The organism is Pseudomonas sp. ABa2, from assembly GCF_056676075.1.
This window is the reverse complement of sequence record NZ_CM155239.1, coordinates 2,879,260-2,902,801: the sequence shown is the minus strand read 5'-3', so window position 1 is coordinate 2,902,801 and position 23,542 is coordinate 2,879,260. Positions and strand designations below refer to the sequence as shown.

21 protein-coding genes are annotated in these 23,542 nt (G+C 68.6%); 8 read left to right on the top strand and 13 right to left on the bottom strand.

What is annotated here, in order from left to right; translation table 11 throughout:
* Positions 1-44: 44 nt before the first annotated feature.
* From AC1G9C_RS14050 to AC1G9C_RS14025, 6 genes are all read right to left on the bottom strand, one after another.
* Positions 45-2,033: an acetyl/propionyl/methylcrotonyl-CoA carboxylase subunit alpha gene (locus tag AC1G9C_RS14050; protein ID WP_480407895.1), complete on the bottom strand. Its 1,989-nt coding sequence runs from the start codon at positions 2,031-2,033 to the stop codon at positions 45-47.
* A gap of 165 nt (positions 2,034-2,198) precedes the next feature.
* Positions 2,199-2,996, bottom strand: coding sequence for an isohexenylglutaconyl-CoA hydratase (atuE, locus tag AC1G9C_RS14045; RefSeq protein WP_480407894.1), 798 nt, complete (start codon positions 2,994-2,996; stop codon positions 2,199-2,201).
* 10 nt (positions 2,997-3,006) lie between these two features.
* Positions 3,007-4,167, bottom strand: coding sequence for a citronellyl-CoA dehydrogenase (gene atuD / locus AC1G9C_RS14040; protein ID WP_129483337.1), 1,161 nt, complete (start codon positions 4,165-4,167; stop codon positions 3,007-3,009).
* A 25-nt stretch (positions 4,168-4,192) separates the two neighbouring features.
* Entirely contained in the window at positions 4,193-5,809 is a 1,617-nt protein-coding gene (gene atuC, locus AC1G9C_RS14035; protein WP_480407893.1) for a geranyl-CoA carboxylase subunit beta, read from the bottom strand.
* A 4-nt stretch (positions 5,810-5,813) separates the two neighbouring features.
* Entirely contained in the window at positions 5,814-6,683 is an 870-nt protein-coding gene (locus AC1G9C_RS14030) for an SDR family oxidoreductase (protein WP_480407892.1), read from the bottom strand.
* A 17-nt stretch (positions 6,684-6,700) separates the two neighbouring features.
* Positions 6,701-8,488 carry an acyclic terpene utilization AtuA family protein gene (locus AC1G9C_RS14025; RefSeq protein ID WP_480407891.1) on the bottom strand — a complete coding sequence of 596 codons (1,788 nt, stop codon included), beginning with the start codon at positions 8,486-8,488 and terminating at the stop codon, positions 6,701-6,703.
* Between the two features lie 241 nt (positions 8,489-8,729).
* Between AC1G9C_RS14025 and AC1G9C_RS14020 the strand changes: the two genes are divergently transcribed.
* The 3 genes from AC1G9C_RS14020 to AC1G9C_RS14010 all read left to right on the top strand — a co-directional run bounded on the left by AC1G9C_RS14020 (position 8,730) and on the right by AC1G9C_RS14010 (position 11,273).
* Positions 8,730-9,353: a TetR/AcrR family transcriptional regulator gene (locus AC1G9C_RS14020; RefSeq protein WP_397496806.1), complete on the top strand. Its 624-nt coding sequence runs from the start codon at positions 8,730-8,732 to the stop codon at positions 9,351-9,353.
* Positions 9,354-9,596: 243 nt separating this feature from the next.
* On the top strand, positions 9,597-10,379 hold the full coding sequence (locus tag AC1G9C_RS14015) for a substrate-binding periplasmic protein (protein WP_480407890.1): 783 nt from the start codon (positions 9,597-9,599) through the stop codon (positions 10,377-10,379).
* Positions 10,380-10,517: 138 nt separating this feature from the next.
* Positions 10,518-11,273, top strand: a complete 756-nt coding sequence (locus tag AC1G9C_RS14010; RefSeq protein WP_256217983.1) for a substrate-binding periplasmic protein — start codon at positions 10,518-10,520, stop codon at positions 11,271-11,273.
* On the opposite strand, the gene AC1G9C_RS14005 is transcribed toward AC1G9C_RS14010, so the two are convergent.
* The 5 genes from AC1G9C_RS14005 to AC1G9C_RS13985 are packed head-to-tail and all read right to left on the bottom strand — an operon-like array spanning position 11,224 to position 15,793.
* Complete coding sequence (locus AC1G9C_RS14005) at positions 11,224-11,982, bottom strand: CPBP family intramembrane glutamic endopeptidase (RefSeq protein WP_480407889.1); 759 nt, start codon at positions 11,980-11,982, stop codon at positions 11,224-11,226. The genes AC1G9C_RS14010 and AC1G9C_RS14005 overlap by 50 nt on opposite strands.
* Before the next feature lie 30 nt (positions 11,983-12,012).
* On the bottom strand, positions 12,013-13,395 hold the full coding sequence (locus AC1G9C_RS14000) for a hypothetical protein (protein ID WP_480407888.1): 1,383 nt from the start codon (positions 13,393-13,395) through the stop codon (positions 12,013-12,015).
* On the bottom strand, positions 13,379-13,546 hold the full coding sequence (locus AC1G9C_RS13995) for a DUF2897 family protein (protein ID WP_021444814.1): 168 nt from the start codon (positions 13,544-13,546) through the stop codon (positions 13,379-13,381). Before AC1G9C_RS13995 ends, AC1G9C_RS14000 begins: the two co-directional genes overlap by 17 nt.
* A gap of 55 nt (positions 13,547-13,601) precedes the next feature.
* Positions 13,602-14,399 (bottom strand): ethanolamine ammonia-lyase subunit EutC, encoded by a 798-nt coding sequence (eutC, locus tag AC1G9C_RS13990; RefSeq protein ID WP_397496802.1) that lies wholly within the window; start codon positions 14,397-14,399, stop codon positions 13,602-13,604.
* Positions 14,399-15,793 carry an ethanolamine ammonia-lyase subunit EutB gene (locus tag AC1G9C_RS13985; protein WP_480407887.1) on the bottom strand — a complete coding sequence of 465 codons (1,395 nt, stop codon included), beginning with the start codon at positions 15,791-15,793 and terminating at the stop codon, positions 14,399-14,401. Before AC1G9C_RS13985 ends, eutC begins: the two co-directional genes overlap by 1 nt.
* A gap of 199 nt (positions 15,794-15,992) precedes the next feature.
* Between AC1G9C_RS13985 and fusA the strand changes: the two genes are divergently transcribed.
* From fusA to AC1G9C_RS13965, 4 genes are all read left to right on the top strand, one after another.
* A complete protein-coding gene (fusA, locus tag AC1G9C_RS13980) occupies positions 15,993-18,032 on the top strand; it encodes an elongation factor G (RefSeq protein ID WP_480407886.1) in 2,040 nt (679 codons plus the stop codon).
* A 192-nt stretch (positions 18,033-18,224) separates the two neighbouring features.
* Positions 18,225-18,926, top strand: coding sequence for an orotidine-5'-phosphate decarboxylase (pyrF, locus tag AC1G9C_RS13975; protein ID WP_021442191.1), 702 nt, complete (start codon positions 18,225-18,227; stop codon positions 18,924-18,926).
* Positions 18,927-19,077: 151 nt separating this feature from the next.
* Entirely contained in the window at positions 19,078-19,839 is a 762-nt protein-coding gene (locus AC1G9C_RS13970) for an SDR family oxidoreductase (protein ID WP_122107116.1), read from the top strand.
* A gap of 116 nt (positions 19,840-19,955) precedes the next feature.
* A complete protein-coding gene (locus AC1G9C_RS13965) occupies positions 19,956-20,858 on the top strand; it encodes a bile acid:sodium symporter family protein (RefSeq protein WP_480407885.1) in 903 nt (300 codons plus the stop codon).
* A gap of 84 nt (positions 20,859-20,942) precedes the next feature.
* Here the strand turns inward: AC1G9C_RS13965 and AC1G9C_RS13960 are convergent, their stop codons facing one another.
* On the bottom strand, positions 20,943-22,133 hold the full coding sequence (locus tag AC1G9C_RS13960; RefSeq protein WP_480407884.1) for a benzoate/H(+) symporter BenE family transporter: 1,191 nt from the start codon (positions 22,131-22,133) through the stop codon (positions 20,943-20,945).
* Positions 22,133-22,744: a LysE family translocator gene (locus AC1G9C_RS13955; protein WP_480407883.1), complete on the bottom strand. Its 612-nt coding sequence runs from the start codon at positions 22,742-22,744 to the stop codon at positions 22,133-22,135. The genes AC1G9C_RS13960 and AC1G9C_RS13955 overlap by 1 nt, the downstream gene beginning before the upstream one ends.
* 145 nt (positions 22,745-22,889) lie before the next feature.
* Between AC1G9C_RS13955 and AC1G9C_RS13950 the strand changes: the two genes are divergently transcribed.
* On the top strand, positions 22,890-23,540 hold the full coding sequence (locus AC1G9C_RS13950; protein WP_480407882.1) for a hypothetical protein: 651 nt from the start codon (positions 22,890-22,892) through the stop codon (positions 23,538-23,540).
* The last annotated feature ends 2 nt before the right edge of the window (positions 23,541-23,542 follow it).

The following is a 23,542-nucleotide window of genomic DNA, read 5'->3' as shown; positions in this document are numbered from 1 at the left end:
GTTCTAGTCGTAGGGTGGATGGATGAAGCGCCATCCACCCTGCATCAGGCTTCTGCTGCTTCGATCTCCACCAGCAACTGGCGGCTCTTCACCTGGTCGCCCTGGCTCACGCCGACGCGGCGGACGATGCCGTCGACGCCGGCCTTGAGCGGGTGTTCCATCTTCATCGCTTCCAGCACCACCAGCAGTTGTCCCTTGCTTACGCTGGCGCCCTCGGCGATCAGTACGTCGACGATGGCGCCATCCATCGGTGCCTTCACCGCGCCGCTGCTGGCGGCGTTCTGCCCGCCGGCCGGCTCGTGGGTGATGTCCTGCAGTTCCAGGTTGCCGTGTTCACCGTACAGCCACAGGCGCTCGCCGTCGCTGTGATAGGCCTGGCGGCGGCGCACGCCGTCCAGTTCCAGGCTCAGCCAGCGGCCGTCGCTGGCCAGCAGGCGCACAGACAGCTGCTCCTCGCCCCGACGCACGCGCAGCTGCGCCTGCGGGCCGCTGGCGAGCACGTCCAGTTCCACGGCGTGCTTGTGTTCGCCCTGCTTGAGAACGAAGCGCCAGGGCGCGCTGCCGGCGCTGCGCCAGCCGGCGAGGCCGGGCTGGTGCGCGCGGGCGGCGGCCGAGGCCTGGTAGAGCAGGGCAGCGGCCACGGCCAGCTCGGCCAGGCTGGCGGTGTGCGGCTGCAGGCTGGGATCGCCTGCGAAGTGTTCGGCGATAAAGGCGGTGGTGGCGTTGCCGGCGGCGAACTCCGGGTGCTTGAGCAGGTTGGCGAGGAAGCGCTGGTTGCCGTTCACCCCCAGCAGCACGCAGTTCTCCACGGCGCGCAGCAGCTTGCGCCGGGCTTCGTCGCGGGTTTCGCCGTAGGCGATGACCTTGGCCAGCATCGGGTCGTAGAAGGGCGTTACGGCCTGGCCTTCGACCAGGCCGTGGTCGATGCGCACGCCGCTCAGCAATTCCGGCTCCCAGCGCAGTACCTGGCCGGTTTGCGGCAGGAAGCCGGCGGCCGAATCCTCGGAGTACAGGCGCACCTCCATGGCATGGCCGGTGAGGCGAATGTCATCCTGCTGCAGCGGCAGGGGCTGGCCCTCGGCCACGCGAATCTGCCAGGCCACCAGGTCCTGGCCGGTGATCAGCTCGGTGACCGGGTGCTCCACCTGCAGGCGGGTGTTCATTTCCAGGAAGAAGAATTCGCCGCTGGCATCGAGCAGGAATTCCACGGTGCCGGCGCCGACGTAGTTGACCGATGCCGCCGCCTTCACCGCGGCCTCGCCCATGGCGCGGCGCAGCTCGGGCGTCATCACCGGGCAGGGCGCTTCCTCGACCACCTTCTGGTGGCGGCGCTGCACCGAGCAGTCGCGCTCCCCGAGGTAGAGGATATTGCCGTGCTGGTCGCCGAAGACCTGGACCTCCACATGGCGCGGGCGGATCACCGCGCGCTCGAGGATCAGCTCGCCGGAGCCGAAGGCATTCTGCGCTTCCGAGCGGGCGGTGCGGATCTGCCCCAGCAGTTCGGCGGATTCCTGCACCAGGCGCATGCCACGGCCGCCGCCACCGGCGCTGGCCTTGATCATCAGCGGGTAGCCGATGCGCTCGGCCTCGCGGGCCAGGGTCTCGTCATCCTGGGCGGCGCCTTCGTAGCCGGGAATGCAGGGCACGCCGGCCTCCAGCATGGCGATCTTGGACAGGCGCTTGCTGCCCATCAGGTGGATGGCTGCCACGGTCGGGCCGATAAAGACGATGCCGGCTGCTTCACAAGCGCGGGCAAAGTCGGCGTTCTCGGAGAGGAAACCGTAGCCGGGGTGGATGGCGTTGGCGCCAGTCTTGCGCGCGGCCTCGATGATGGCGTCGATGCGCAGGTAGGACTGGCTGACCTGGGCCGGACCGATGCACAGGGCTTCGTCGGCGACCTGCACATGGCGGGCATCGCTATCGGCCTCGGAGTACACCGCCACGGTGCGGTAGCCGAGCTCGATGGCGGTGCGCGTCACCCGGCAGGCGATCTCGCCGCGGTTGGCGATCAGGATCTTGTTAAAGGCGGGCATCTGCGTGCTCCTGTCAGGCGTTCCCGGATTGCATCCGGGCTAGGGCGTTCTTGCGTAGGGTGGATCACGCTTCACCGATCCACCGTTTGGTGACCTGAATTGGTGGATGTAAAAAGCGACATCCACCCTACGGGGTTTACCGGCAATGCCAGTCCGTCCGATCCATCATTGCGCCCACTTCGGCTTGCGCTTCTGCACAAAGGCCAGGGTACCCTCGACGCCCTCGGTGCCGGTCACGGCCGCGGCGAACTGCTCGGCGGCGCGGTCGAGCAACGGGCCGAGGGCTTCGTGTTCGCTGGCCAGCAGCAGTGCTTTGGTATGGGCGTTGGCCTGGGGCGCGCACTGGCGGATCTGCGCCAGGGTCTCGTCCAGGCGCTGCTGCAGGGCGGCGTCATCGTGCTCGCAGTAGTGCACCAGGCCCAGGCGCAACGCCTCGGCGCCGTCGAAGCGGGCGGCGGTGAGGGCCAGGCGGCGCGCCTGGGTCAGGCCGATGCGCCGCACCACGAAGGGGGCGATCTGCGCCGGGAGGATGCCGAGGGTGGTTTCCGGCAGGCCGAACTTGGCGCCGCTCGCCGCGATGGCCACGTCGGACACGCAGGCCAGGCCGAAACCACCGCCGAGCACGGCGCCTTCCAGCACCGCCACCAGTACCTGCGGAGCGGCCTGGGCCTCCTCCAGCAGCGCACCGAAGGCGCGGTTCAGCTCGCGGTAGGCGTCGCCGCCGCGGGCTCTGGCGCCGGCCATGTCCTTGATATCGCCGCCGGCGCAGAAGTGGCCATCGGCACCGCGCAGCACGAGGGCGCGCACGCCGGCGTCGTGGCGCACGGCCTCCAGGGTGGCGCGCAGTTCGCCGACCATGGCCAGGCTCATGGCGTTGCGGCTGTCCGGGCGGTTGAGGGTGACGTAGAGCACGCCCTCGACCTGCTCCAGCAGCAGGGTCTGGCAATTCGGCAGTTCGGCCATGGTCGCCTCCTCAGCCCTTTTTCTTGCCGGGCAGGATGCCCATCAGCTTGCAGATGATGCCGAGCATGATTTCGTCGGCGCCACCGCCGATGCTGACCAGGCGCACGTCGCGGTAGGCGCGCGACACCGGGTTGTCCCACATGAAGCCCATGCCGCCCCAGTACTGCAGGCAGGCGTCGGACACCTCGCGGCCCAGGCGGCCGGCCTTGAGCTTGGCCATGGACGCCAGCTTGGTCACGTCGCGCCCTTTCACGTACTGCTCGGTGGCCTGATAGACCAGTGCGCGCAGGCACTCGATCTCGGTCTGCAATTCGGCCATGCGGAAGTGGATGACCTGATTGTCGATCAGCGGTTGGCCAAAGGTGTGGCGCTGCTTGCAGTAGTCGATGGTGCTGTCGACGCAGTGCTCCAGGCCCTTGATCATGTTGGCCGCGCCGAACAGGCGCTCTTCCTGGAACTGCAGCATCTGCATCATGAAACCGGCGCCTTCGGCCCCTATGCGGTAGCGCTGCGGCACGCGCACGTTGTCGAAGAACACCTGGGCGGTCTCCGAGCTGCGCATGCCCAGCTTGTCCAGGTGCGGGCTGACGCTGATGCCCGGCGTCTTCATCGGCACCATGATCAGCGACTTGTTGACGTGCGGCTTGTCGTCGCTGGTATTGGCCAGCAGGCAGATAAAGTCGGCCGATGGCGAGTTGGTGATCCACATCTTGCTGCCGTTGATCACATAGTCGTCGCCGTCCTTGCGCGCCGTGGTCTTCAGGCCCGCCACGTCGGAGCCGGCGCCGACTTCGGAGACGCCGATGCAGCCGACCATCTCGCCGGTGATGGCCGGGCGCAGGAACTCTTCGCGCAGCTCGTCGGAGCCGAAGCGCGCCAGGGCCGGGGTGCACATGTCGGTCTGCACGCCGATGGACATGGGGATGCCGCCGCAATGGATGGTGCCGAACTCCTCGGCAGCGACGATCGAGTAGCTGTAGTCCAGACCCATGCCACCGAATTTCTCCGGCTTGGAGATGCCCAGCAGGCCCAGCTCGCCGGCCTTCTTGAAGATGTCGTGGATGGGGAAGCGGCCTTCCTTCTCCCAGGCGTCGACGTGCGGATTGATTTCCTTGTCGACGAAGTTACGGACGGTGCGGCGCAGTTCTTCGTGTTCCTGGGTGAAGATCATTGTTGTTGTGCTCCGATGATGAGGGTCAGAAACGGGCGACGCCGAAACGATTGGATTTCAGGGGCCGCAGATTGGCTTCGGCGCAGATGTCGAGCAAGAAGCCCAGCAGCTTGCGCGTATCGCGCGGGTCGATCAGGCCGTCGTCCCACAGGCTGGCGGTGCCGTACAGCGCGGTGGACTGGCTGTCGAGCTTCTGTGCGGTCATCTGTTCCAGCATATCGAGCATTTTCGGATCGGCTTCCTTGCCTTCCTTGGCGTGCTTTTCCTCGGTGACGATGCGCAGCACCTTGCCGGCCTGGGCGCCGCCCATCACGGCGGTCTTGCTGTTGGGCCAGGCGAAGATAAAGCGCGGGTCCAGTCCTCTCCCGCACATGGCGTAGTTGCCGGCCCCATACGAGCCGCCGACGACGATGGTCAGCTTGGGCACTGTGGCGTTGGCTACGGCCTGGATCATCTTCGAGCCGTGCTTGATCACGCCGTTCTGCTCGGACTCGGTGCCGACCATGAAACCGGTGGTGTTGTGAAAGAACAGGATCGGCGTATTGCTCTGCTCGCACAGCTGGATGAACTGCGCCGCCTTGGCCGCGCCCTGTGGGGTGATCGGGCCGTTGTTGCCGATAAAGCCGCAGGCCTGGCCTTCGATCTGCAGGTGGCCGCAGACGGTCTGGCTGTCGAACTCGTTCTTGAAGTCGAGAAACGCCGAGCCGTCGGCGATACGCGCGATGATCTCGCGCACGTCGTAGGGCTTCTTGGCATCTGCCGGCACCAGGCCCAGCAACTCCTCTGCCGGGTACAGCGGCTCGCGCCAGGTGCGTTTCTCACGTGCCGGCAGCTGCTGGTTCCACGGCAGCATGCCGACTATCTCGCGCGCCAGGCGCACGCCATCGGCGTCGTTCTCGGCCAGGTACTCGGCGGTGCCGGCGACCTGGGCGTGCATCTCGGCGCCACCCAGTTGCTCGTCGGTGGCGATCTCGCCGGTGGCGGCCTTGAGCAGTGGCGGGCCTGCAAGGAACATCTTGGCCTTGCCGCGCACCACCACCACGTAGTCCGACAGGCCGGGCTGGTAGGCCCCGCCGGCGGTGCTGGAGCCGTGCACCACGGTGATCTGCGGCAGGCCCATGGCGGACATGCGCGCCTGGTTGGCGAAGCCACGTGCGCCCTCGACGAAGATGTCGGCGGCGTAGTTGAGGTTGGCGCCGCCGCTCTCGGCCAGGGTCACCACCGGCAGCTTGTTCTCGAAGGCGATCTGCTGCAGGCGCAGGGATTTTTTCAGGCCCGTGGGGGAGATGGTGCCGCCCTTGATCGCGCTGTTGTTGGCGATCACCAGGCAGCGCACGCCGGCGATGTAGCCGATGCCGGCGATCAGGCCACCGCCGGCCTGGCTGCCGTCCTTGTCGTCGTGCAGCTTGTAGCCGGCCAGCGAGGCCAGTTCGAGAAAGGGCGCGCCAGCATCGAGCAGCAGGTTGAGGCGTTCGCGCGGCAGCAACTGGCCGCGCTTGTCGAACTTGGCCTTGGCCTCCTGCGCCTTGTCCAGCACCTTCTGCTCGACGTCGCGGAAGGCCGCAACGGCCGCCAGCATGGCCGCGCGGTTCTGCGCGAAGGCGTCGCCATGCACGTCGATTTCCGATTGGATCACGGGCATCGCCTTACTCCTGATCTTTCAGTACATCGGGCAGGTAGGCCCGGTGGAAACCGTTGTAGGGCTCGCTGTTTCTCGCCTTGCCCAGCGTCCAGGCACGGGTGCCCTGGCTGGCCGCACCGTCGATGCGGATGGTGTTGCCGCTGATGAAGTTGGCGCCGGGGCTGAGCAGAAAGACGATGGCGGCGGCCACCTCGGACTCGCTGCCGATGCGCTGCAGCGGCACGTGATCCTTGAGGTTGCGGATCATGTTCTTCATCGACTCGGGGTAGGTGTCCATACCGCTGGAGGCGATCCAGCCCGGCGCCACGGCGTTGACTCGCACCCCGGCGTGGCCCCACTCGTAGGCGGCGGTCTTGGTGAAGTTCTCCATACCCGCCCGCGCCGCCCCCGAATGGCCCATGCCGGGCATGCCGCCCCACATGTCGGCGAGCATGTTGACGATGGCGCCGCCGTGCTTGCTCAGGCTTTGCAGGAAGACTTCCTTGGCCACCAGGAAACCGCCCACCAGGTTGGTGCGCACCACGGTCTCGAAGCCTTTCTGGTTGATGCCGATCAACGGCGCGGGGAACTGGCCGCCGGCGTTGTTGACCAGGTGATGGATGCGTCCGCGCTGCGCGAGCACCGCGCCGACCATGGCCTTCACCGCCTCTTCGTCGCGGATGTCGCAGACCTGGAAGCTGGCGCTGCCGCCGTCCTCGGTGATCTCGATGCAGGTCTTCTCCAGCTTTTCCTGCTTGCGTCCGACCAGCACCACGTGGGCGCCGAGATGGGCCAGCTCGTGGGCCACGCAGCGACCGATACCGCTGCCGCCGCCGGTAACCAGGATGGTCTGGCCTGCGAAAAGGCCAGGTTTGAAGACGGAGTCGTAGCTCATCGTTCTGGTTGTCCTTGTTACAGGCTGTCGGCCAGTGCGCGCGGCACCGGTACCGGGAATTCCAGCAGCTGCTGGGCAAAGGCCTTGCCCTGCGGGTCGATACGCAGGCTGGCCACGCCGCCACCGCCCAGGGCATTTTCCAGCAGGAAGTTGAGGCTGTGGCTGCCCGGCAGGTGCCAGCGGCTGACCTTGCCGGCTTGCGGATCCAGGACATGGCCCATCCATTGCGCCACGGCTTCGGGCGTCAGCGCAGCGGCGATCCACGCCAGGTACTCGGGCTTTCTCGCCATCACGCCGATATTGCTGTGGTTGCCCTTGTCGCCGGAGCGGGCCACGGCCAGTTGCACCAGCGGCACGCTGGCCTCGGCGCTGCCGGCCGGGGCGGGCAGGGCGGCCGCGGCGGCGATCCGGGCGGCGTCGAATTCGGCCACTTCCGGCAGGGCGACCGGCTGGCGCTGGCCGTCGATTTCCACTGCCAGCTCGCAGGCGCTCTTGTCCACCAGGAAGCTGAACAGGCGGATCACCGGGTACACGGTGGGGCGGCCGCCGACTATGCCGGTCAGGCCCGGCGCCATGCCGGTGGCGGCCTGGGCGATCTCGCGGGAGAACAGCACCAGGGCCTCCTTCTTGGCGTGGCGCACGGCGATCTTCACCACCACCTCGCGGCAATCCCGGCGCCGACCGTGCGGGCCGTAGGTGGCCTCGCTACCCAGCAACTCGATGCTGACTTCCTGGTAACGGCCCCAGCCACGTTCGGCGAACAGCGCTTCGGTCTTGGCGATGATCGCCTGGCTGACCCGCTCGGCCTTGGCCACCGCGTCGATGCCGGCGAGCAGGCAGCTGGCGGTGCAGCGGAAGCCGTCCGGGTGGGTGGCGCTGACCTTGTACTGCGCGGTCGGCGGCAGGCCGCGCGCGCCCTTGAGCTCGACGCGGTCGGCACCGACCTGGCTCAGCTCGACGGCGGTGAAATCGCAGACCACGTCCGGCAGCAGATAGGTGCGCGGATCGCCGATCTCGTAGAGCAGCTGCTCGCCGACGGTAAAAGGCGTGACCAGGCCGCCGGAACCCTCCGGCTTGGTCACGACGAAACGGCCGTCGTCTTCGACCTCGACGATGGGGAAGCCGATGTGTTCGTAGTCCGGCACCGCGCGCCAGTCGGTGAAGTTACCGCCGGTGCACTGCGCGCCGCATTCGATGATGTGCCCGGCCAGCGCGGCCTGGGCCAGCTTGTCGTAGTCGCTCCAGGCCCAGCCGAACTCGTGCACCAGGGCGGCGCTGACCACGGCGCTGTCGACCACGCGGCCGGTGATGACGATGTCGGCGCCCTGTTCCAGCGCGGCGACGATGCCCGGCGCGCCCAGGTAGGCGTTGACCGACACGCAGAAGGGCGGCAGCGGTGCGCCGCTGAACATCTCGCGGGTGCCGGCCTTGACCAGCTCGCCGAGTTTGGGCTGCAGGTTGTCGCCGTGCAGCACGGCGATCTTCAGCTTCACCCCGGCCTGCTCGCACGCCGCCTCGAGGGCCGCGGCGCAAGCCGTGGGGTTGACCCCGCCGGCGTTGCTGATCACGCGGATCTTCTTCTGCGCGATCTCGCCCAGCAGCGGCGCGAGCACCTCGACGAAGTCGCGGGCGTAGCCCTCGTCCGGCTTCTTCATGCGGGCGCCGGCCATGATCGACATGGTGATCTCGGCCAGGTAGTCGAACACCAGGTAATCCAGCTCGGCCCCCCGCACCAGCTGGGCGGCGGCGGTGCAGGTGTCGCCCCAGAAGGCGGAGGCGCAGCCGATGCGTAGGGTTTTGCTCATGGCGATGGCCCGTCACAGGTTGGGAAGCTGAAACCAACACTACCAAGCAAGCGCTTGGTTGAAAAGTCGGAAAAGAGGGCTTTCCCGCCAAAAGTGCGGCCAAGCGCTTGCTTGGTCAGGCGCGGGGGCATAAATTTCATCGCATATATTTCATCAAGTAAGACAAGCACTTGCCGTTGGCTTGCAGAATCCGTGAAAGCAACGGGCCGCCGCGGCGCAGCCAATACCAGGAGAAGTCAGCGTGGACGAACACAAGGCCCAGGCGGTGATGCAGGAGCTGGTCAGCGGTGGCCACGTCACCGACCCGGACAGCGCCCGGGGCAAGCTGCTGCAGATGGCCGCCCACCTGTTTCGCAGCAAGGGCTTCGAGCGCACCACGGTGCGCGACCTGGCCGGCGCGGTGGGCATCCAGTCGGGCAGCATCTTTCATCACTTCAAGAGCAAGGACGAGATCCTCAAGGCGGTGATGGAGGAAACCATCCTTTACAACACCGCCTTGATGCGCGCTGCGCTGGCCGAGGCGCAGGGCACCCGCGAGCGCCTGCTGGCGCTGATCCGCTGCGAGCTGCAGTCGATCATGGGCGGCACCGGCGAGGCCATGGCGGTGCTGGTGTACGAGTGGCGCTCGCTGTCGGACGAGGGCCAGGCGCAGGTGTTGGCGCTGCGCGATACCTACGAGCAGATCTGGCTGCAGGTGCTGGGCGAGGCCCGCGAGGCCGGTTACTTCCAGGGCGATCCCTTTATCCAGCGACGTTTCCTCACCGGTGCGCTGAGCTGGACCACCACCTGGTTCCGCCCGCAGGGGCCGATGAGCCTCGATCAACTGGCCGAGGAGGCCTTGTCGCTGGTGTGCAAGGACGGATGAAAAAACTGGTCTAGGCTCTAGCAGGCGGTTGAAAAACTACCTGCGTTGCCATCGCGGCGTTAAAAAAGGCTCAAAATGCTCATTTACACCTCGTAAACTCCGCTTTTTCGCCTGTTTTTGCCTTGCGCTGGCTGCCTCGCCTACGTTTTTCAACGGCCTGCTAGAGCAACTGCCGCTGCGTCGGCTTCGAACACGGGACGTTCGCCTGATTTCCGCTCTGTGTTCCGTGACGAGAGGTCGAGTTTGCGTGCGTTAGCTGTTTGCCTGTTTGCCTGCCTGTTGCTGCACGCCGTTGCTGCCGATGCCACGCAGCAGGTGCGCGTCGGCGGCTATCACTTCCCGCCCTATCTGTTCAAACCCGAGGCGCCGCAGCCGCGCGGCCTGGTGCCGGAGCTGCTGCAGGCGCTGAACCGCCTGCAGGACGAGTATCGCTTCGTGCTGGTGCCGACCTCGGCCACGCGGCGTTACCGCGATCTGGAAAACGGGCGCTACGACCTGATCCTGTTCGAGTCCAGCCAGTGGGGCTGGCAGGACACGCCCCATCTCGGCCTGCCGCTGGATATCGAGGATGCCGAGGTCTACGTCGCCGCCGCTGCACCGGGGCGCGGCCAGGAGTACTTCGCCGATTTCGCCGGCAAGCGCATGGCCCTGTACAGCGGCTATCACTATGGCTTCGCCGGCTACAACGCCGACCAGGACTACCTTGGGCGCACCTTCAAGGCGGTGCTGACCTATTCCCACGACAGCAACCTGCGCCTGCTGCAACGGCAGCGTGCCGATGTCGCGGTGATCACCCGTTCCTATCTGCAGCTGTACCTGGAGCGCTATCCGGAGGCGGCGGCCGGCTTGCTGGTATCCGAGCGCTTCGACCAGGTCTACCGGCACCAGGTGCTGCTGCGCCCGGACGGCCCGCTGACGCCGCAGCAGATGGCGCAGCTGCTGGAAAGATTACAGGCCGATGGCGAATTGATGAGGCTATTGCGTCGTTACCACCTGACCCTCGGCGATAAAACCGCGCCGGACTGAAAACCCTCTGGTCGCTCGGGGCGCGACTGGAGTAGGCTGCCGTTTACTAGAAGAAGGATTTTTGGGGGAGTCGATATGCGGCGCTTGCGGCAGTGGATTGGCTTGGGCTTGGCTGCGACCGGTCTGCTGTTCGCCGGCATGCTGGCCGCCGCCGAGGTGGTGCACGTCGGCGGCGCGCATTTCCCGCCCTACGTGGTCAAGTCCAACCTGCAGGAGTCCAGCGGGCTGCTGCCGCAGTTGCTGGAGGCGCTCAACCGCGAGCAGAGCGACTACCACTTCGTCATGCTGCCGACCGCCATCGTCCGCCGCTTCAGCGACCTGCAGCGCGGGCGCATCGACATGGCCATCTTCGAGAATCCCGGTTGGGGTTGGCAGGGCATCGACTTCGAGGCGGTGGACATGGGCCTGGAAGACGCCGAGCTGTTCGTCGCCCGCGACGAGGAGCTGCGCGGCCAGGACTACTTCGACCAGCTGCAGGGCAAGCGCCTGGCGCTGTACCGCGGCTATCACTACGGCTTCGCCGACTTCAACAGCGACCCGGAGTTTCTCACCAAGACCTTCAACGCCAACCTCGGCCATTCCCACGACAGCAACCTGCTGATGGTGCTGCGCGGCCGCGCCGATATCGCCCTGGTGACCCGCTCCAACCTCTACGACTTCATCAAGCGCAACCGCGAGCACGCGCGGCAGTTGCTGATCTCCGAACGCATCGACCAGGTCTACCGCCACCATGCGCTGATCCGCCCCGGCGCGCCGCTCAGTGCCGCCCGATTCGCCGAGCTGCTCGAGGCGTTGCGCGCCAAGGGCGAGCTGGCGCGAATCTTCTCGCCCTACCGCATCGCCGTCATGCCAGCCGCAGCGGATAGCTCAGCAGCAGGATATGCAGCAGATTGACCGCGCCGTGCAGGGCGATGGCCAGGCTCAGGCGCCCGCTGTAATGCAAGGCCAGGCCGTAGCCCAGGCCGGCGATGCCCGCCACCAGGGCGAACAGCGGGCTGAACGGCAGGTGCGCGGCGCCGAATAGCGCGGCCGTCAGCAGCAGCCCCGGCCAGGCGCCCAGACGCTGGATCAGCGCGCGCTGCAGCAGGCCGCGAAACAGCAGCTCCTCGGCCAGTACCGCCACCCCCAGGTTCACCGCCAGCCACAGCAGCAGGCCGTCCGGCCATTTCGGCTGCCAGCCCACCATTCCCAGCGCCAGGGCCAGCGTGGGCACCGCCAGCAGGGTGGCGAGACAGGCCCAGCCGGCGCGCGACCGGGAGAGCGTCGGCGCGCGGCGCTGGCCCAGCCACCAGGCCAGCAAGGTAGCGCCCAGCAGCAGCTTGTCCCAGGACAGGCGCAGGGCGTAGGGCGCGGCGTCCGTGCTGATCCGTCGCGGCTCCCACAGGGGCCAGGGGCTGAAGCCCGGCAGCAGGTGGGCGGCTAGGGCGATGCCGGCGACCAGCACCGCGCTCAGCCACAGCCAGCTGGGCAGCAGACGTTCGCCGCCGAATACGAGGCCGACGAACAGCGCGCCAAGCAGCAGACCGACAGGCTCGATAAAACCCAGGGCATGACCGAGGGCCAGGGCGAAGGCGGGCAGCAGCAGGCGTAGATGCAGGGGCATGGCACTTCCTTGTGGTGGGGGGTGCGCAGTCTATTCGGCCGCGGTTGTGGCGGTAAATCCGAAGTACTGCTGCAACAGGTCGGGATCGTCGAAGTGGGCACGGCCGATAAAGGCCGTGGCGTGGCGCCCCCATTGGCGCATGGCGCCCGCCGAGCGCACCCCGGACGGCCACAGCAGCCAGCGCTCCAGGCGCTCGCTGCCCGGCACCAGGCCGTGGCGGTCGTAGAGGCTGCGCCGGCCCTGCGGGTGCGGCAGGCTGCGCAGTTCGTCCAGCGCGGCGAAGCCGTAGGTCAGCCATGGCCGCGCGGGGCGTCGGCCGTCGACCCACAGCAGGCGGTGATCGCCGCCGCGCAGCCACAGACTCGGCGCCGTGCCGCCGGCGATATCCAGGCGTAGCGCACTGCGTGCCTCGGCTTGTGCCGGCTGGCGCAAGCGCAGCGGCGAGTCCGCCGGCAGGAAGAAGGCATGCCAGCAGCCGCAGGGGTGGATGCTGTCGTAGAGCAGGGCGCGGCCACGCTCGTCGAGGGTGACGCGCCAGATCAGGCCGTCCAGCTCGCCAGCGTAGAGATCCAGGGGATGCGCCGCGGGGCGCTGGGCGAACCAGAACTGGTAGATCAGCTGCAGGTGCCAGCGGCCGTTCAGCCGGCTCCAGCCGAGCTGGCGATAGAGCCGCGGCTCGATGTCGGCGAAACGGCGTCGGCCGTCGCCGGCGAATCCCGGGCTGCCGATGCGGTCGGCGCGGCTGCGCTGCTCGATCAGCAGCTGCGGCGCGTGGCGGGCGAACAGCGCCTGGCGCTGCGCGGCGTCGGGCTGCGGCAGGCCGAGGGCATCGTGCGCCAGCGCTGCGACTGGCGGCGCGGTTCTGGCCGGCGGCTGGTAGTTCAGCCACTGGGGGCCGTCGGCGGGGGCGCGCGCGGCGGCACTTTCGGCCTGCCAGGCGGCGATGGCACGACGGTAGACGGGCGCCGCCAGCGGATAGAGGCCGAGCCACCTGGCCCAGGGGCGATAGTCGTCCGCGACGCGGGCGGCCTGGCGCAGGCGCTCGAAGGCGGCGGCGTCGGTCAGCAGGCGGGCCTGCTGGCGCTGGCGGCAGGTCTCCAGCGCCGCGCTTGGCGCGCTGCCCAGCGTCGCCTGTTCCACGGCCTGGGCGTCGCGGTCGTTGGCGGCCAGCTGCGCCAGCCACAGGCGGCGCTGTTCGGCGCTGTGCGCCTGCTCGCCCAATGCGGTGGCGAGGCGGTCGCTGCGCAGGCCGGGAAACCCCGCAATCAGGCGGTAGCGGCTGTCGCGTGCGGCAGCGCTGGCGCTCTGCCAGGCGGCGAAGGCCTGGGAGCAGTCCTCGTCGGTCGTCGGCGGCGCCTGCCCGGCGCAGCCGGCGAGCAGGGCCAGCAGCGCCAGGCTAGCGCTCGCGCGCATCCTTGGCATCCTGCTCGGCGTTGCGCTCACGGATGCGTTTGAGCTGCTCCTCGCTCAGCGGCAGCTTCTTCGCCGTGTCGCGCAACAGCAGCAGGCTGCCGAGGATGGAGCCCAAGGCCAGGGCCAGGATAAGCCAGGCGTACCAGGGCATGGTGAGTTCCTCTGAAGTGGCGGGAACTCCACCTTAACCTGCCGCCGGCGCCTTGTCAGGCGGGCGGCAGTGCCTGCAGCGTGCTGTCGTCCTTCAGCTGCACCCCGCTCAGTCGCAGGCGCAGCGCCTGGCGCGTCAGGTAGTCGAGCTTGTGCGCCGCCAGGGCGTAGGGCAGGCCTTCGGGGCGCACGTTGGAGATGCAGTTGCGCGCGCTGTCCGGGCAGCCGATGCGCGGCGCGTGGGTCAGGTACAGGCCGAGGCTGTCCGGCGAGGACAGTCCCGGGCGTTCGCCGATCATGACGATCACCAGGCGCGCGCGCAGCGCCTCGCCGATGCCGTCGCCGATGGCCACGCGACCCTGCTCGGCGAGCACCACCGGGGTATTGGCCCAGTCGGTGGCGAAGCGTTCGCGAAAGGCCAGCAGCAGCGGCAGGGCGTGGCGCTGCACGGCGATGGCCGACAGGCCATCGGCCAGGACGATGGCCAGCTCCGGCGCCGGCAGCTCGTGCTGCAGCTGCACGCGGCAGTCGTCGTGCAGGTGGCGGCCGTGATCCGGGCGCAGCAGGTAGCTCTGGCGGTCCTCGGCGTTGCTGCGCACCTTCAGCGTACGAAACCCGGCGCCGTGCAGCTGCTGCTTGAGTTCGGCGAAGTCCAGCGGGCGGTGCACGGCGTCGCGCGCCTGGGCGTGGGCCAGGCCGAACCTGAGCACCTCGGCGGTGGGCAGGCTGCAGCCGACGCGGCCGAGGGCGATGCGCGCCGAGGTGTGGGCGCGCAGCTCGTCCCAGGGGTTGGCCTGGGCCAGCTCTACCTGGGCCAGCTCTATGCCGGCCTGGGCCGGCTCGGACTCGTTCATCAGGCGGCTCCGGAAATCTGCGGCAGTTGCTTGAGCAGGTGATGGCCGCGGCCGATCTCGCGCAGGCGGCCGCCGGGTTCGGTGATGGCCATGCGCGCCAGCCAGGCGTCGAACTCGGGGGCGCGTTTCAGGCCCAGCACCTTGCGCAGGTACAGGGCATCGTGGAACGAGGTGCTCTGGTAGTTGAGCATGATGTCGTCGGCGCCGGGGATGCCCATGATGAAGTTGATCCCGGCCGCGCCGAGCAGGGTCAGCAGGTTGTCCATATCGTCCTGGTCGGCCTCGGCGTGGTTGGTGTAGCACACGTCGCAGCCCATCGGCAGGCCCAGCAGCTTGGCGCAGAAGTGATCCTCCAGGCCGGCGCGGACGATCTGCTTGCCGTCGTAGAGGTATTCCGGGCCGATGAAGCCGACCACGCTGTTGACCAGCAACGGGCGGAATTCGCGGGCCACGGCGTAGGCGCGGGCCTCGCAGGTCTGCTGGTCGACGCCATGGTGGCCGCCGGCCGACAGCGCGCTGCCCTGGCCGGTCTCGAAGTACATGCAGTGGTCGCCGAGCGTGCCGCGACCCAGCGACAGCGCCGCCTCGTGCGCCTCGCGCAGAATCGCCAGGGACACGCCGAAGCCGGCGTTGGCCGCCTCGCTGCCGGCGATGGACTGGAACACCAGGTCCACCGGCGCGCCGGCCTCGATGGCCTGGATCTGCGTGGTGACGTGGGTCAGCACGCAGCTCTGCATGGGGATGTCGAAGTGCTGGCGCACCTCGTCCAGCATCTGCCACAGGCGCATCAGGGTCGGCAGCGAATCGCTCGCCGGGTTGATGCCCACGCAGGCGTCGCCGGCGCCGTAGAGCAGGCCGTCGAGCAGGCTGGCAGCGATGCCGCGCACGTCGTCGGTGGGGTGGTTGGGCTGCAGGCGCACGGCCAGATGACCGGGCAGGCCCAGGGTGTTGCGAAAGCGGGTGACCACCTGGCATTTCTTCGCCACCAGGATCAGGTCCTGGTTGCGCATCAGCTTGCTCACCGCGGCCACCATCTCCGGCGTCAGCCCCGGCGCCACGGCGGCCAGGCGCGCGCTGTCGGTGCGCTCCAGCAGCAGCCAGTCGCGCAGGTCGCCCACGCTCAGGTGGCTGATCGGGGCGAAGGCGGCGGCGTCGTGGCGGTCGAGGATCAGCCGGGTGACTTCGTCCGCTTCGTAGGGGATCAGCGCCTCGTCGAGAAAGCGTTTGAGCGGCACCTCGGCCAGGGCCAGCTTGGCCGCCATGCGCTCTTCATAGGTGCCGGCGGCGAGCCCGGCCAGGTAGTCGCCGGAGCGCGCCGGGCTGGCCTTGGCCAGCAGGGTCTTGAGGTCGGCGAAGCGGTAGACCAGGCGGCCGACGGTGGTCTGGTAGGGCATGGCTGCAACCCGTGCGGAGAACGACGGGATTACCGTGCAGCGGCCGTGCCAGGCGTTGCGGCGCCGCGCCGGCTGCGGCTGTGGCCCGGGACGGGCGCCGGGCTGGTGCATTGGCGATGGCGGTGCACCGCTAGGGGGCCTGGCGGGCGCCGGCGCCTGCCTATACTTCAGGCATTCCCCGCCCAGCATGGAGGCCACCATGAGCCATCCCGCCGTCGAATCCATCCGCTGCGTGGCGTTGGTGGGCCATGCTCAAAGCGGTAAGACCAGCCTGGCCGAGGCCTTGTTGCAGGCCAGCGGCGCCATCGCAACGGCCGGCAGCGTGGAGCGTGGCGACAGCCAGTGCGACTTCGATCCCCTCGAGCGCGAGTACCGCCATTCGCTGGCGTCGGCGCTGGTGCATTTCTGCTACGGCGCGGCCGAGGTCAACCTGGTCGACACCCCCGGCTCTCCCGACTTCGTCGGCCAGGCCCTGCCGGCCCTGGCCGCGGTGGACACCGCGCTGGTGCTGGTCGATGCCCAGGCCGCAGCCGTCGAGCCCAGCACCCGACGCATGATGGCCTGGGCGGCCGAGCGTGGCCTGTGCCGCATGCTGGTGGTGAACAAGATCGACGCCGAGCGGGTCGACCTGCCCGGCCTGCTGGCCGCCCTGCGTGAGGCCTTCGGCAAGGAGGTGCTGCCGCTCAACCTGCCGGCCGACGATGCCCGCCGGGTGGTGGACTGCTTCTTCAACCCCGAGGGGCAGGCCGACTTCTCCTCGGTGGCCGAGGCCCACCAGGCGCTGGTGGACCAGGTGGTCGAGGTGGACGAGGCGCTGATGGCGCGTTACCTGGAGCAGGGCGTGATCCGCCCGGAGGAGTTGCACGCGCCCTTCGAGCAGGCGCTGCGCGAGGGGCACCTGATCCCGCTGTGTTTCGTCTCGGCGCGCAGCGGCGCCGGGGTGGTCGAGCTGCTCGAGGTGCTGGAGAAGCTGGCGCCCAACCCGCTGGAGGGCAATCCGCCGGTTTTTCTCGACGAGCGCGGCAAGGCCTTCGCCACGCTGGCTGAGCCCGATCGCCATGTGTTGGCCCAGGTGTTCAAGGTGGTGATGGATCCCTTCGTCGGCAAACTCGGCATCTTCCGCCTGTACCAGGGCACGCTGCGGCGCGATGCCCAGCTGTACGTCGGTGCGCTGCGCAAGGCGGTCAAGGTCGGTCACTTGCTGCGCCCGCAGGGCCGGCGTTACGAGGAGGTGGCGCAGCTGCTGCCCGGCCAGTTCGGTGCCCTGGCCAAGGTGGAGGACCTGGAGTTCGGCGCGCTGTTGCACGACTCCCACGACGAGGATGCGCTGCAGTTCAAGCCGCTGCCCCTGCCGCAGCCGATGCAGGGGCTGGCCGTCGCGGCCAAGCGCCGCGGCGACGAGCAGCGCCTCGCCGAGGTGCTGGGGCGCCTGCTGGCCGAGGATCCCTGCCTGCGCCTGGACTACCACCAGGACACCCAGGAGACGGTGCTGCGCGGCATGGGCGAGTTGCACCTGCGCTACCTGCTCGATCGCATGGCCGGCACCTACAAGCTGGAAGTGGAGACCCGCCCGCCGCGCGTGCCCTACCGCGAGACCATCAGCCGCGCGGCCGAGGGCCACTACCGGCACAAGAAGCAGAGCGGCGGCGCCGGCCAGTTCGGCGAGGTGTACCTGCGCATCGAACCACTGCCGCGTGGCGCGGGCTTCGAGTTCGTCGACCAGATCAAGGGCGGGGTGATCCCCGGGCAGTTCATTCCCTCGGTGGAGAAGGGCGTGCGCTCGGTGCTGGCCGCCGGCCCCCTGGCCGGTTGCCCGCTGGAAGACGTGCGGGTCTGCGTCCACGATGGCAAGAGCCACCCGGTGGATTCCAAGGACGTGGCCTTCCAGGCCGCCGGCCGGCGGGCGATGCTCGAGGCCCTGCGGGCCGCCGGTGGCATAGTGCTGGAGCCGCTGGTCAACATCGAGGTGGTGGCGCCGCAGGGCCGCCTGGGCGACATCACCTCCGACCTGACCAGCCGCCGCGGCCAGGTGCTCGGCACCGACTCGCTGGGCCCGGACCAACTGCTGGTGCGCGGCCTGGTGCCGCTGGCCGAGCTGGAGGGCTATGCCGGACGGCTCAAGGCGATCACCGCCGGGCAGGGGAGCTACAGCCTGGCGCTCAGCCACTACGAGCAGGTACCGGTCGAGGTACAGCAGCGCCTGGCGCGTGAATACCGGGCAACGCCGGAAGAGGACTGAGTCCCTAGCCGCTCAGATGCAACCTGGGAGACTGTTGCCAAGCGCTGCGCTTGATCCGGGCCATGAGCACAATCCGCCAAGGCTCGGCAAGGGAGGATCAACAACGCGTCATCCAGCCTATGCCGGGGCGCCGCTCCGGCGGCCTGTGTTTGCGCTACAATGCGCGGCGTTTTTGACCTGCCGAGACCCGCCATGCCCGCCTGCCAGACCCCGATCATCGTCGCCCTCGACTTCCCCAGCCGTGACGCCGCCCTGGCCCTGGCCGACCGCCTCGACCCCGCGCTGTGCCGGGTCAAGGTGGGCAAGGAGCTGTTCACCCGCTGCGGCCCGCAGGTGGTCGAGGCGCTGCAGGCCAAGGGGTTCGAGCTGTTCCTCGACCTGAAATTCCACGACATCCCCAACACCACGGCGATGGCGGTCAAGGCCGCCGCGGAGCTGGGCGTGTGGATGGTCAACGTGCACTGCTCCGGCGGCCTGCGCATGATGGCCGCCTGCCGCGAGGAACTGGACAAGCTCAGCGGGCCCAAGCCGCTGCTGATCGGCGTCACCGTGCTGACCAGCATGGAGCAGCAGGACCTGGCCGGCATCGGCCTGGACCTGCCGCCGCAGCAGCAGGTGCTGCGTCTGGCCGGCCTGGCCGCCGAAGCCGGCCTCGACGGCCTGGTCTGCTCGGCGCAGGAAGCGCAGGCGCTGAAGGTCGCGCAACCGCGCCTGCAGCTGGTCACCCCGGGTATCCGCCCGGCCGGCAGCGCCGCCGACGACCAGAAACGCATCCTCACCCCGCGTCAGGCGCTGGACGCCGGCTCCGACTACCTGGTGATCGGCCGGCCGATCAGCCAGGCCGCCGATCCGGCGCAGGCGCTGGTTGCGGTGGTGGCCGAACTCGGCGCCTGATTGGGGCGCTGCATCCATCCGACTGATAAAGGCCCGCGGGCCTTTATCAGTTCCCTGCATGATCCTGCACTCCAAAGCCTGATAGTGCTGCTCGCCGCCCGGCGCGCTGGCTAGACTCGTCGCGACTTTCAATCGCTGCGAGGAAGCAGATATGAGTATGACCTTCTCCGGCCAGGTCGCCCTGGTCACCGGCGGCGCTGCCGGCATCGGCCGCGCCACTGCCCTGGCATTCGCCGCCGAGGGCCTCAAGGTGGTGGTTTCCGACGTCGACGCCGCGGGCGGCGAGGGCACCGTCGAGCTGATTCGCGCGGCCGGCGGCGAGGCGCGTTTCGTGCGCTGCGACGTGACCCGTGACGCCGAGGTCAAGGCGCTGATGGAAGCGGTGATCGCCGCCTACGGCCGCCTCGACTACGCCTTCAACAACGCCGGCATCGAGATCGAGAAGGGCAAGCTGGCCGAGGGCAGCGAGGCCGAGTTCGACGCCATCATGGGCGTCAACGTCAAGGGCGTGTGGCTGTGCATGAAGCACCAGATTCCGCTGCTGCTGGCCCAGGGCGGCGGCGCCATCGTCAACACCGCCTCGGTGGCCGGCCTCGGCGCGGCGCCGAAGATGAGCATCTACGCCGCCTCCAAGCATGCGGTGATCGGCCTGACCAAGTCGGCGGCGGTGGAGTACGCGAAGAAGAAAATCCGCGTCAACGCCGTGTGCCCGGCGGTGATCGACACCGACATGTTCCGCCGCGCCTACGAGGCCGACCCGAAGAAGGCCGAGTTCGTCGCCACCATGCACCCGGTCGGGCGCATCGGCAAGGTCGAGGAGATCGCCACCGCGGTGCTCTACCTGTGCTGCGACAACGCGGCCTTCACCACCGGCCATGCGCTGGCGGTGGATGGCGGCGCTACCGCAATCTGAGCCTCTAGCTCGGCGTTTGGCGACGCCCCTGGGCTATCGTTGGCTCGCAGGGCCACTGTGTTGGGTGGCCCTGACTGCGCAAAATCCTGCCAGGTTCAACCGGAGCGATAACCCTGATGACCGCCGATCCCTTGCTGACGCTGTTTCTCCCCGCCGCACTGGGCATCATCATGCTCGGTCTCGGCTTGTCGCTGAGCCTGGCGGACTTCGCCCGGGTGGCGAAATTCCCCAAGCCCGTGCTGATCGGCCTGGCCTGCCAGCTGCTGCTGTTGCCGCTGGCCTGCTTCTTCCTGGCCAAGGCCTTCGGCCTGGCGCCGGCGCTGGCGGTGGGGCTGATGCTGCTGGCCGCCTCGCCGGGCGGAACCACGGCCAACCTCTACAGCCACCTGGCGCATGGCGACGTGGCGCTGAACATCACCCTGACCGCGGTCAACTCGGTGGTGGCGATCCTCACCATGCCGCTGATCGTCAACCTGTCGCTGGCCTATTTCATGACCGCCGAGCAGGCCATCCCGCTGCAGTTCGCCAAGGTGGTGCAGGTGTTCGCCATCGTCCTCGGTCCGGTGGCCATCGGCATGTGGTTGCGCAGCCGCTTCCCCGGTTTCGCCGAGCGCATGCAGAAACCGGTGAAGATCGTCTCGGCGCTGTTCCTGCTGCTGATCATCCTGCTGGCGGTGGTCAAGGACTGGCGCACCTTCGTCGACTACGCCCCGGCGGTGGGCGGCGCGGCGCTGGCCTTCAACCTGCTGAGCATGGCGGTGGGCTACTGTGTGCCGCGCCTGCTCAAGCTCAACCTGCGCCAGGCGATCGCCATCGCCATGGAGATCGGCATCCACAACGGCACCCTGGCCATCGCCCTGGCGCTCAGCCCGGCGCTGCTGAACAACCCGACCATGGCCATTCCGGCGGCCATCTACAGCCTGATCATGTTCATCACCGCGGCGCTGTTCGGCCTGTGGGTCAACCGCGTGCACGGCGCCGAGCTGACAGGGCCGGTGGCGCCGGGGGAGCGGGCGTAGTGCGTAGGGTGGATGGCGCTTCATCCATCCACCACTTCTGACGCCAAGGGTGGATGAAAAGAGCGTCATCCACCCTACGCGACCTCAACGCTTGCCGGCGTTGAGAATCGCCAGGGTCAGCAGGCCGGCGACTATGCCCCAGAACGCCGAGCCGACGCCGAGCAGGCTCATGCCCGAGGCAGTGACCAGGAAGGTGATCAGCGCCGCTTCGCGCTCGTTGGGCTCGCTCATGGCCTGGGTCAGGCCGCCGATGATCGAGGCGAACAGCGCCAGCGCGGCGATGGACAGGATCAGCGCCGCCGGCAGCGCGGCGAACAGCGCCGCCAGGGTGGCGCCGAAGATCCCGGCGATGCCGTAGAACACCCCGCACCAGACCGCCGCGGTGTAGCGCTTGCGCGGGTCTTCGTGGGCTTCCGGGCCGGCGCAGATCGCCGCGCTGATCGCCGCCATATGGATGCCGTGGCTGCCGAACGGCGCCATCAGGATCGACACCAGGCCGGTGCTGGTCAGCAGCGGTGACGCCGGCACCTCGTAGCCGTTGGCGCGCAGCACGGCCATGCCCGGCAGGTTCTGCGAGGCCATGGCGACGATGAACAGCGGAATGCCGATGCTGATGGCGGCGGCGAGGGAGAAGCTCGGCGTGGTCCACTCCGGCGTGGCCAGCTGCAGCTGGAAGCCGCTGAAATCCAGCAGGCCGAAGACCCCGGCCAGCAGGCTGCCAACGATCAGCGCGGCGAGCACCGCGTAGCGCGGCCACAGGCGCTTGCCGAACAGGTAGGCGAGCAGCATGGCGACCACCAGCACGGGCTGCTGCTCGGCGGCCACGCAGATTTCCAGGCCGATCTTGAACAGCACGCCGGCCAGCAGGGCGGCGGCGATGGAAGCGGGGATACGCCGCATCAGGCGGTCGAAGGTGCCGGTCAGGCCGATCAGCACGATCAGCCCCGAAGCCAGGATATAGGCGCCGATGGCCTCGCCGTAGGACACCTGCGGCAGGCTGGTGATCAGCAGCGCCGCGCCTGGGGTGGACCAGGCGATCATCACCGGCGCGCGGTAGCGCAGCGACAGCACGATGCAGCACAGCGCCATGCCGATCGACAGCGCCCAGATCCACGAGGAAATCTGCCCGCTGCTCAGGCCGGCGGCCTGGCCGGCCTGGAACATCAGCACCAGCGAGCTGGTGTAGCCGGTGAGCATGGCGATGAAGCCGGCGACCACGGCCGAGGTGGAGGTGTCCGCCAGCGGGCGCAGGCGGGCGGGGGCGGCGTCTTGCATCAGAACAGTCCCGTGTCGACGAGGATGGGGTAGAGCGAGGCGACCAAGAGTAACGCCATGCCGATATTGAAGGCGCGCAGCGCACGCGGATTGTCCAGCCAGCTGCGCAGCAGGCTGCCGGCCACGGTCCACAGGCCGACGCTGGGGCAGTTGACCAGGGCGAACAGCGCGGCGATCAGCAGCACGTTGCTGACGAAGCCTTCCTGCGGCGTGTAGGTGGTGATGGCGCCGATGGCCATGATCCACGCCTTGGGGTTGACCCACTGGAAGGCCGCCGCCTGGAGGAAGGTGAAGGGCTTGGCCGCCGATCTGGCGCTGCCCTGCGGCGCGCCGGCCTGGGCGATCTTCCAGGCCAGGTAGAGCAGATAGGCGGCGCCGACGTAGCGCAGCACCTGGTGCAGCACCGGCAGGCGTTCGAACAGCTGGCCCAGCCCCAGCCCCACCGCAGCCACCAGCAGCATGAAGCCCAGGCTGATGCCGAGCATGTGCGGGATGCTGCGGCGCACGCCGAAATTCACCCCGGAGGCGAGCAGCATCATGTTGTTGGGCCCAGGCGTGACCGAGGTGACGAAGGCGAAGGCGACGAAGGCGAGCAAGAGTTCGGCGGTCATGGGGGTTCTCCGGTGACAGGCCATCAGCCTATGGCGCCGCCGGGGCGGCGTCGCGGTACAGCCACCTGCGGGTTGAACCGTACAGTCTGGTCAAGCGCCGCGCGCCTGGTTAGCCTCAGGGTTTTCCCGGATCAGGACAGGCCCGATGCAACCGGACAACCCCTATAGCGCGCCGCAGGCGGACCTGCTCGACGCGACACGCGCCCCCCGCCTGCAGGGCTGGAGCGCGCGCCAGCTGCAGGTGCTCGGCTGGCTGGCGCTGGTCTCGGTGCTGACCAACGCCCTGATGTTTGGCTTGCTGGTGGCCAGCGGTCTGCTAGAGGAGGGCGAGGCGCAGCTGCTGCTGGCCTACACCGACTGGCTGAACCTGGCGCTGGTGCTGCTCGGCTGCTACCTGCTGCTGCGGTTCAAGGCCTTCGCCGAGGCGCGTTTCGCCGCCAGGGGGCTGGGCGTGCCGATCTGGGCGCTGGTGGCGGTGACCCTGCTGCTGGAGGTGCTCGATGCTCTGTTCGGCGAGCGCCTGTTCGCCGCCCTGGATTGGCCGACCGCGAGCTATATCGGCGTGCTCTGCCTGATGGGCGCCTGCACCGCCTGGCTCGGTGTGCGCCTGCTCAAGGTCGACTACCCCTATCCGGCGCTGCGGGTGATGGCCTGGCTCGACCTGGTCGGCGGCCTGATGCTGGTCAGCGTGCTTCTGATGCTGGTGGCCGTGCTGCCGCTGCTCGGCGCCGGCGTGGCGTTGATGCTGGTGTTCTTCAGGGGCGCCGCCGAGCTGCAGGAGCCGGCGGCGCACTAGCA

What these genes read in the sequence shown, in the direction of transcription:
- AC1G9C_RS14010 (WP_256217983.1), top strand. Translation starts at nt 10,518, where the DNA reads ATGCTGGCCGCCGCCGAGGTGGTGCACGTCGGCGGCGCGCATTTCCCG.
- AC1G9C_RS13985 (WP_480407887.1), bottom strand. Translation starts at nt 15,793, where the DNA reads ATGCCCTACCAGACCACCGTCGGCCGCCTGGTCTACCGCTTCGCCGAC.
- AC1G9C_RS14005 (WP_480407889.1), bottom strand. Translation starts at nt 11,982, where the DNA reads ATGCCCCTGCATCTACGCCTGCTGCTGCCCGCCTTCGCCCTGGCCCTC.
- atuE (WP_480407894.1), bottom strand. Translation starts at nt 2,996, where the DNA reads ATGGCCGAACTGCCGAATTGCCAGACCCTGCTGCTGGAGCAGGTCGAG.
- pyrF (WP_021442191.1), top strand. Translation starts at nt 18,225, where the DNA reads ATGCCCGCCTGCCAGACCCCGATCATCGTCGCCCTCGACTTCCCCAGC.
- eutC (WP_397496802.1), bottom strand. Translation starts at nt 14,399, where the DNA reads ATGAACGAGTCCGAGCCGGCCCAGGCCGGCATAGAGCTGGCCCAGGTA.
- atuD (WP_129483337.1), bottom strand. Translation starts at nt 4,167, where the DNA reads ATGATCTTCACCCAGGAACACGAAGAACTGCGCCGCACCGTCCGTAAC.
- AC1G9C_RS14000 (WP_480407888.1), bottom strand. Translation starts at nt 13,395, where the DNA reads ATGCGCGCGAGCGCTAGCCTGGCGCTGCTGGCCCTGCTCGCCGGCTGC.
- AC1G9C_RS13965 (WP_480407885.1), top strand. Translation starts at nt 19,956, where the DNA reads ATGACCGCCGATCCCTTGCTGACGCTGTTTCTCCCCGCCGCACTGGGC.
- AC1G9C_RS13955 (WP_480407883.1), bottom strand. Translation starts at nt 22,744, where the DNA reads ATGACCGCCGAACTCTTGCTCGCCTTCGTCGCCTTCGCCTTCGTCACC.
- AC1G9C_RS14050 (WP_480407895.1), bottom strand. Translation starts at nt 2,033, where the DNA reads ATGCCCGCCTTTAACAAGATCCTGATCGCCAACCGCGGCGAGATCGCC.
- atuC (WP_480407893.1), bottom strand. Translation starts at nt 5,809, where the DNA reads ATGCCCGTGATCCAATCGGAAATCGACGTGCATGGCGACGCCTTCGCG.
- AC1G9C_RS13950 (WP_480407882.1), top strand. Translation starts at nt 22,890, where the DNA reads ATGCAACCGGACAACCCCTATAGCGCGCCGCAGGCGGACCTGCTCGAC.
- AC1G9C_RS13970 (WP_122107116.1), top strand. Translation starts at nt 19,078, where the DNA reads ATGAGTATGACCTTCTCCGGCCAGGTCGCCCTGGTCACCGGCGGCGCT.
- fusA (WP_480407886.1), top strand. Translation starts at nt 15,993, where the DNA reads ATGAGCCATCCCGCCGTCGAATCCATCCGCTGCGTGGCGTTGGTGGGC.
- AC1G9C_RS13960 (WP_480407884.1), bottom strand. Translation starts at nt 22,133, where the DNA reads ATGCAAGACGCCGCCCCCGCCCGCCTGCGCCCGCTGGCGGACACCTCC.
- AC1G9C_RS14030 (WP_480407892.1), bottom strand. Translation starts at nt 6,683, where the DNA reads ATGAGCTACGACTCCGTCTTCAAACCTGGCCTTTTCGCAGGCCAGACC.
- AC1G9C_RS14025 (WP_480407891.1), bottom strand. Translation starts at nt 8,488, where the DNA reads ATGAGCAAAACCCTACGCATCGGCTGCGCCTCCGCCTTCTGGGGCGAC.
- AC1G9C_RS13995 (WP_021444814.1), bottom strand. Translation starts at nt 13,546, where the DNA reads ATGCCCTGGTACGCCTGGCTTATCCTGGCCCTGGCCTTGGGCTCCATC.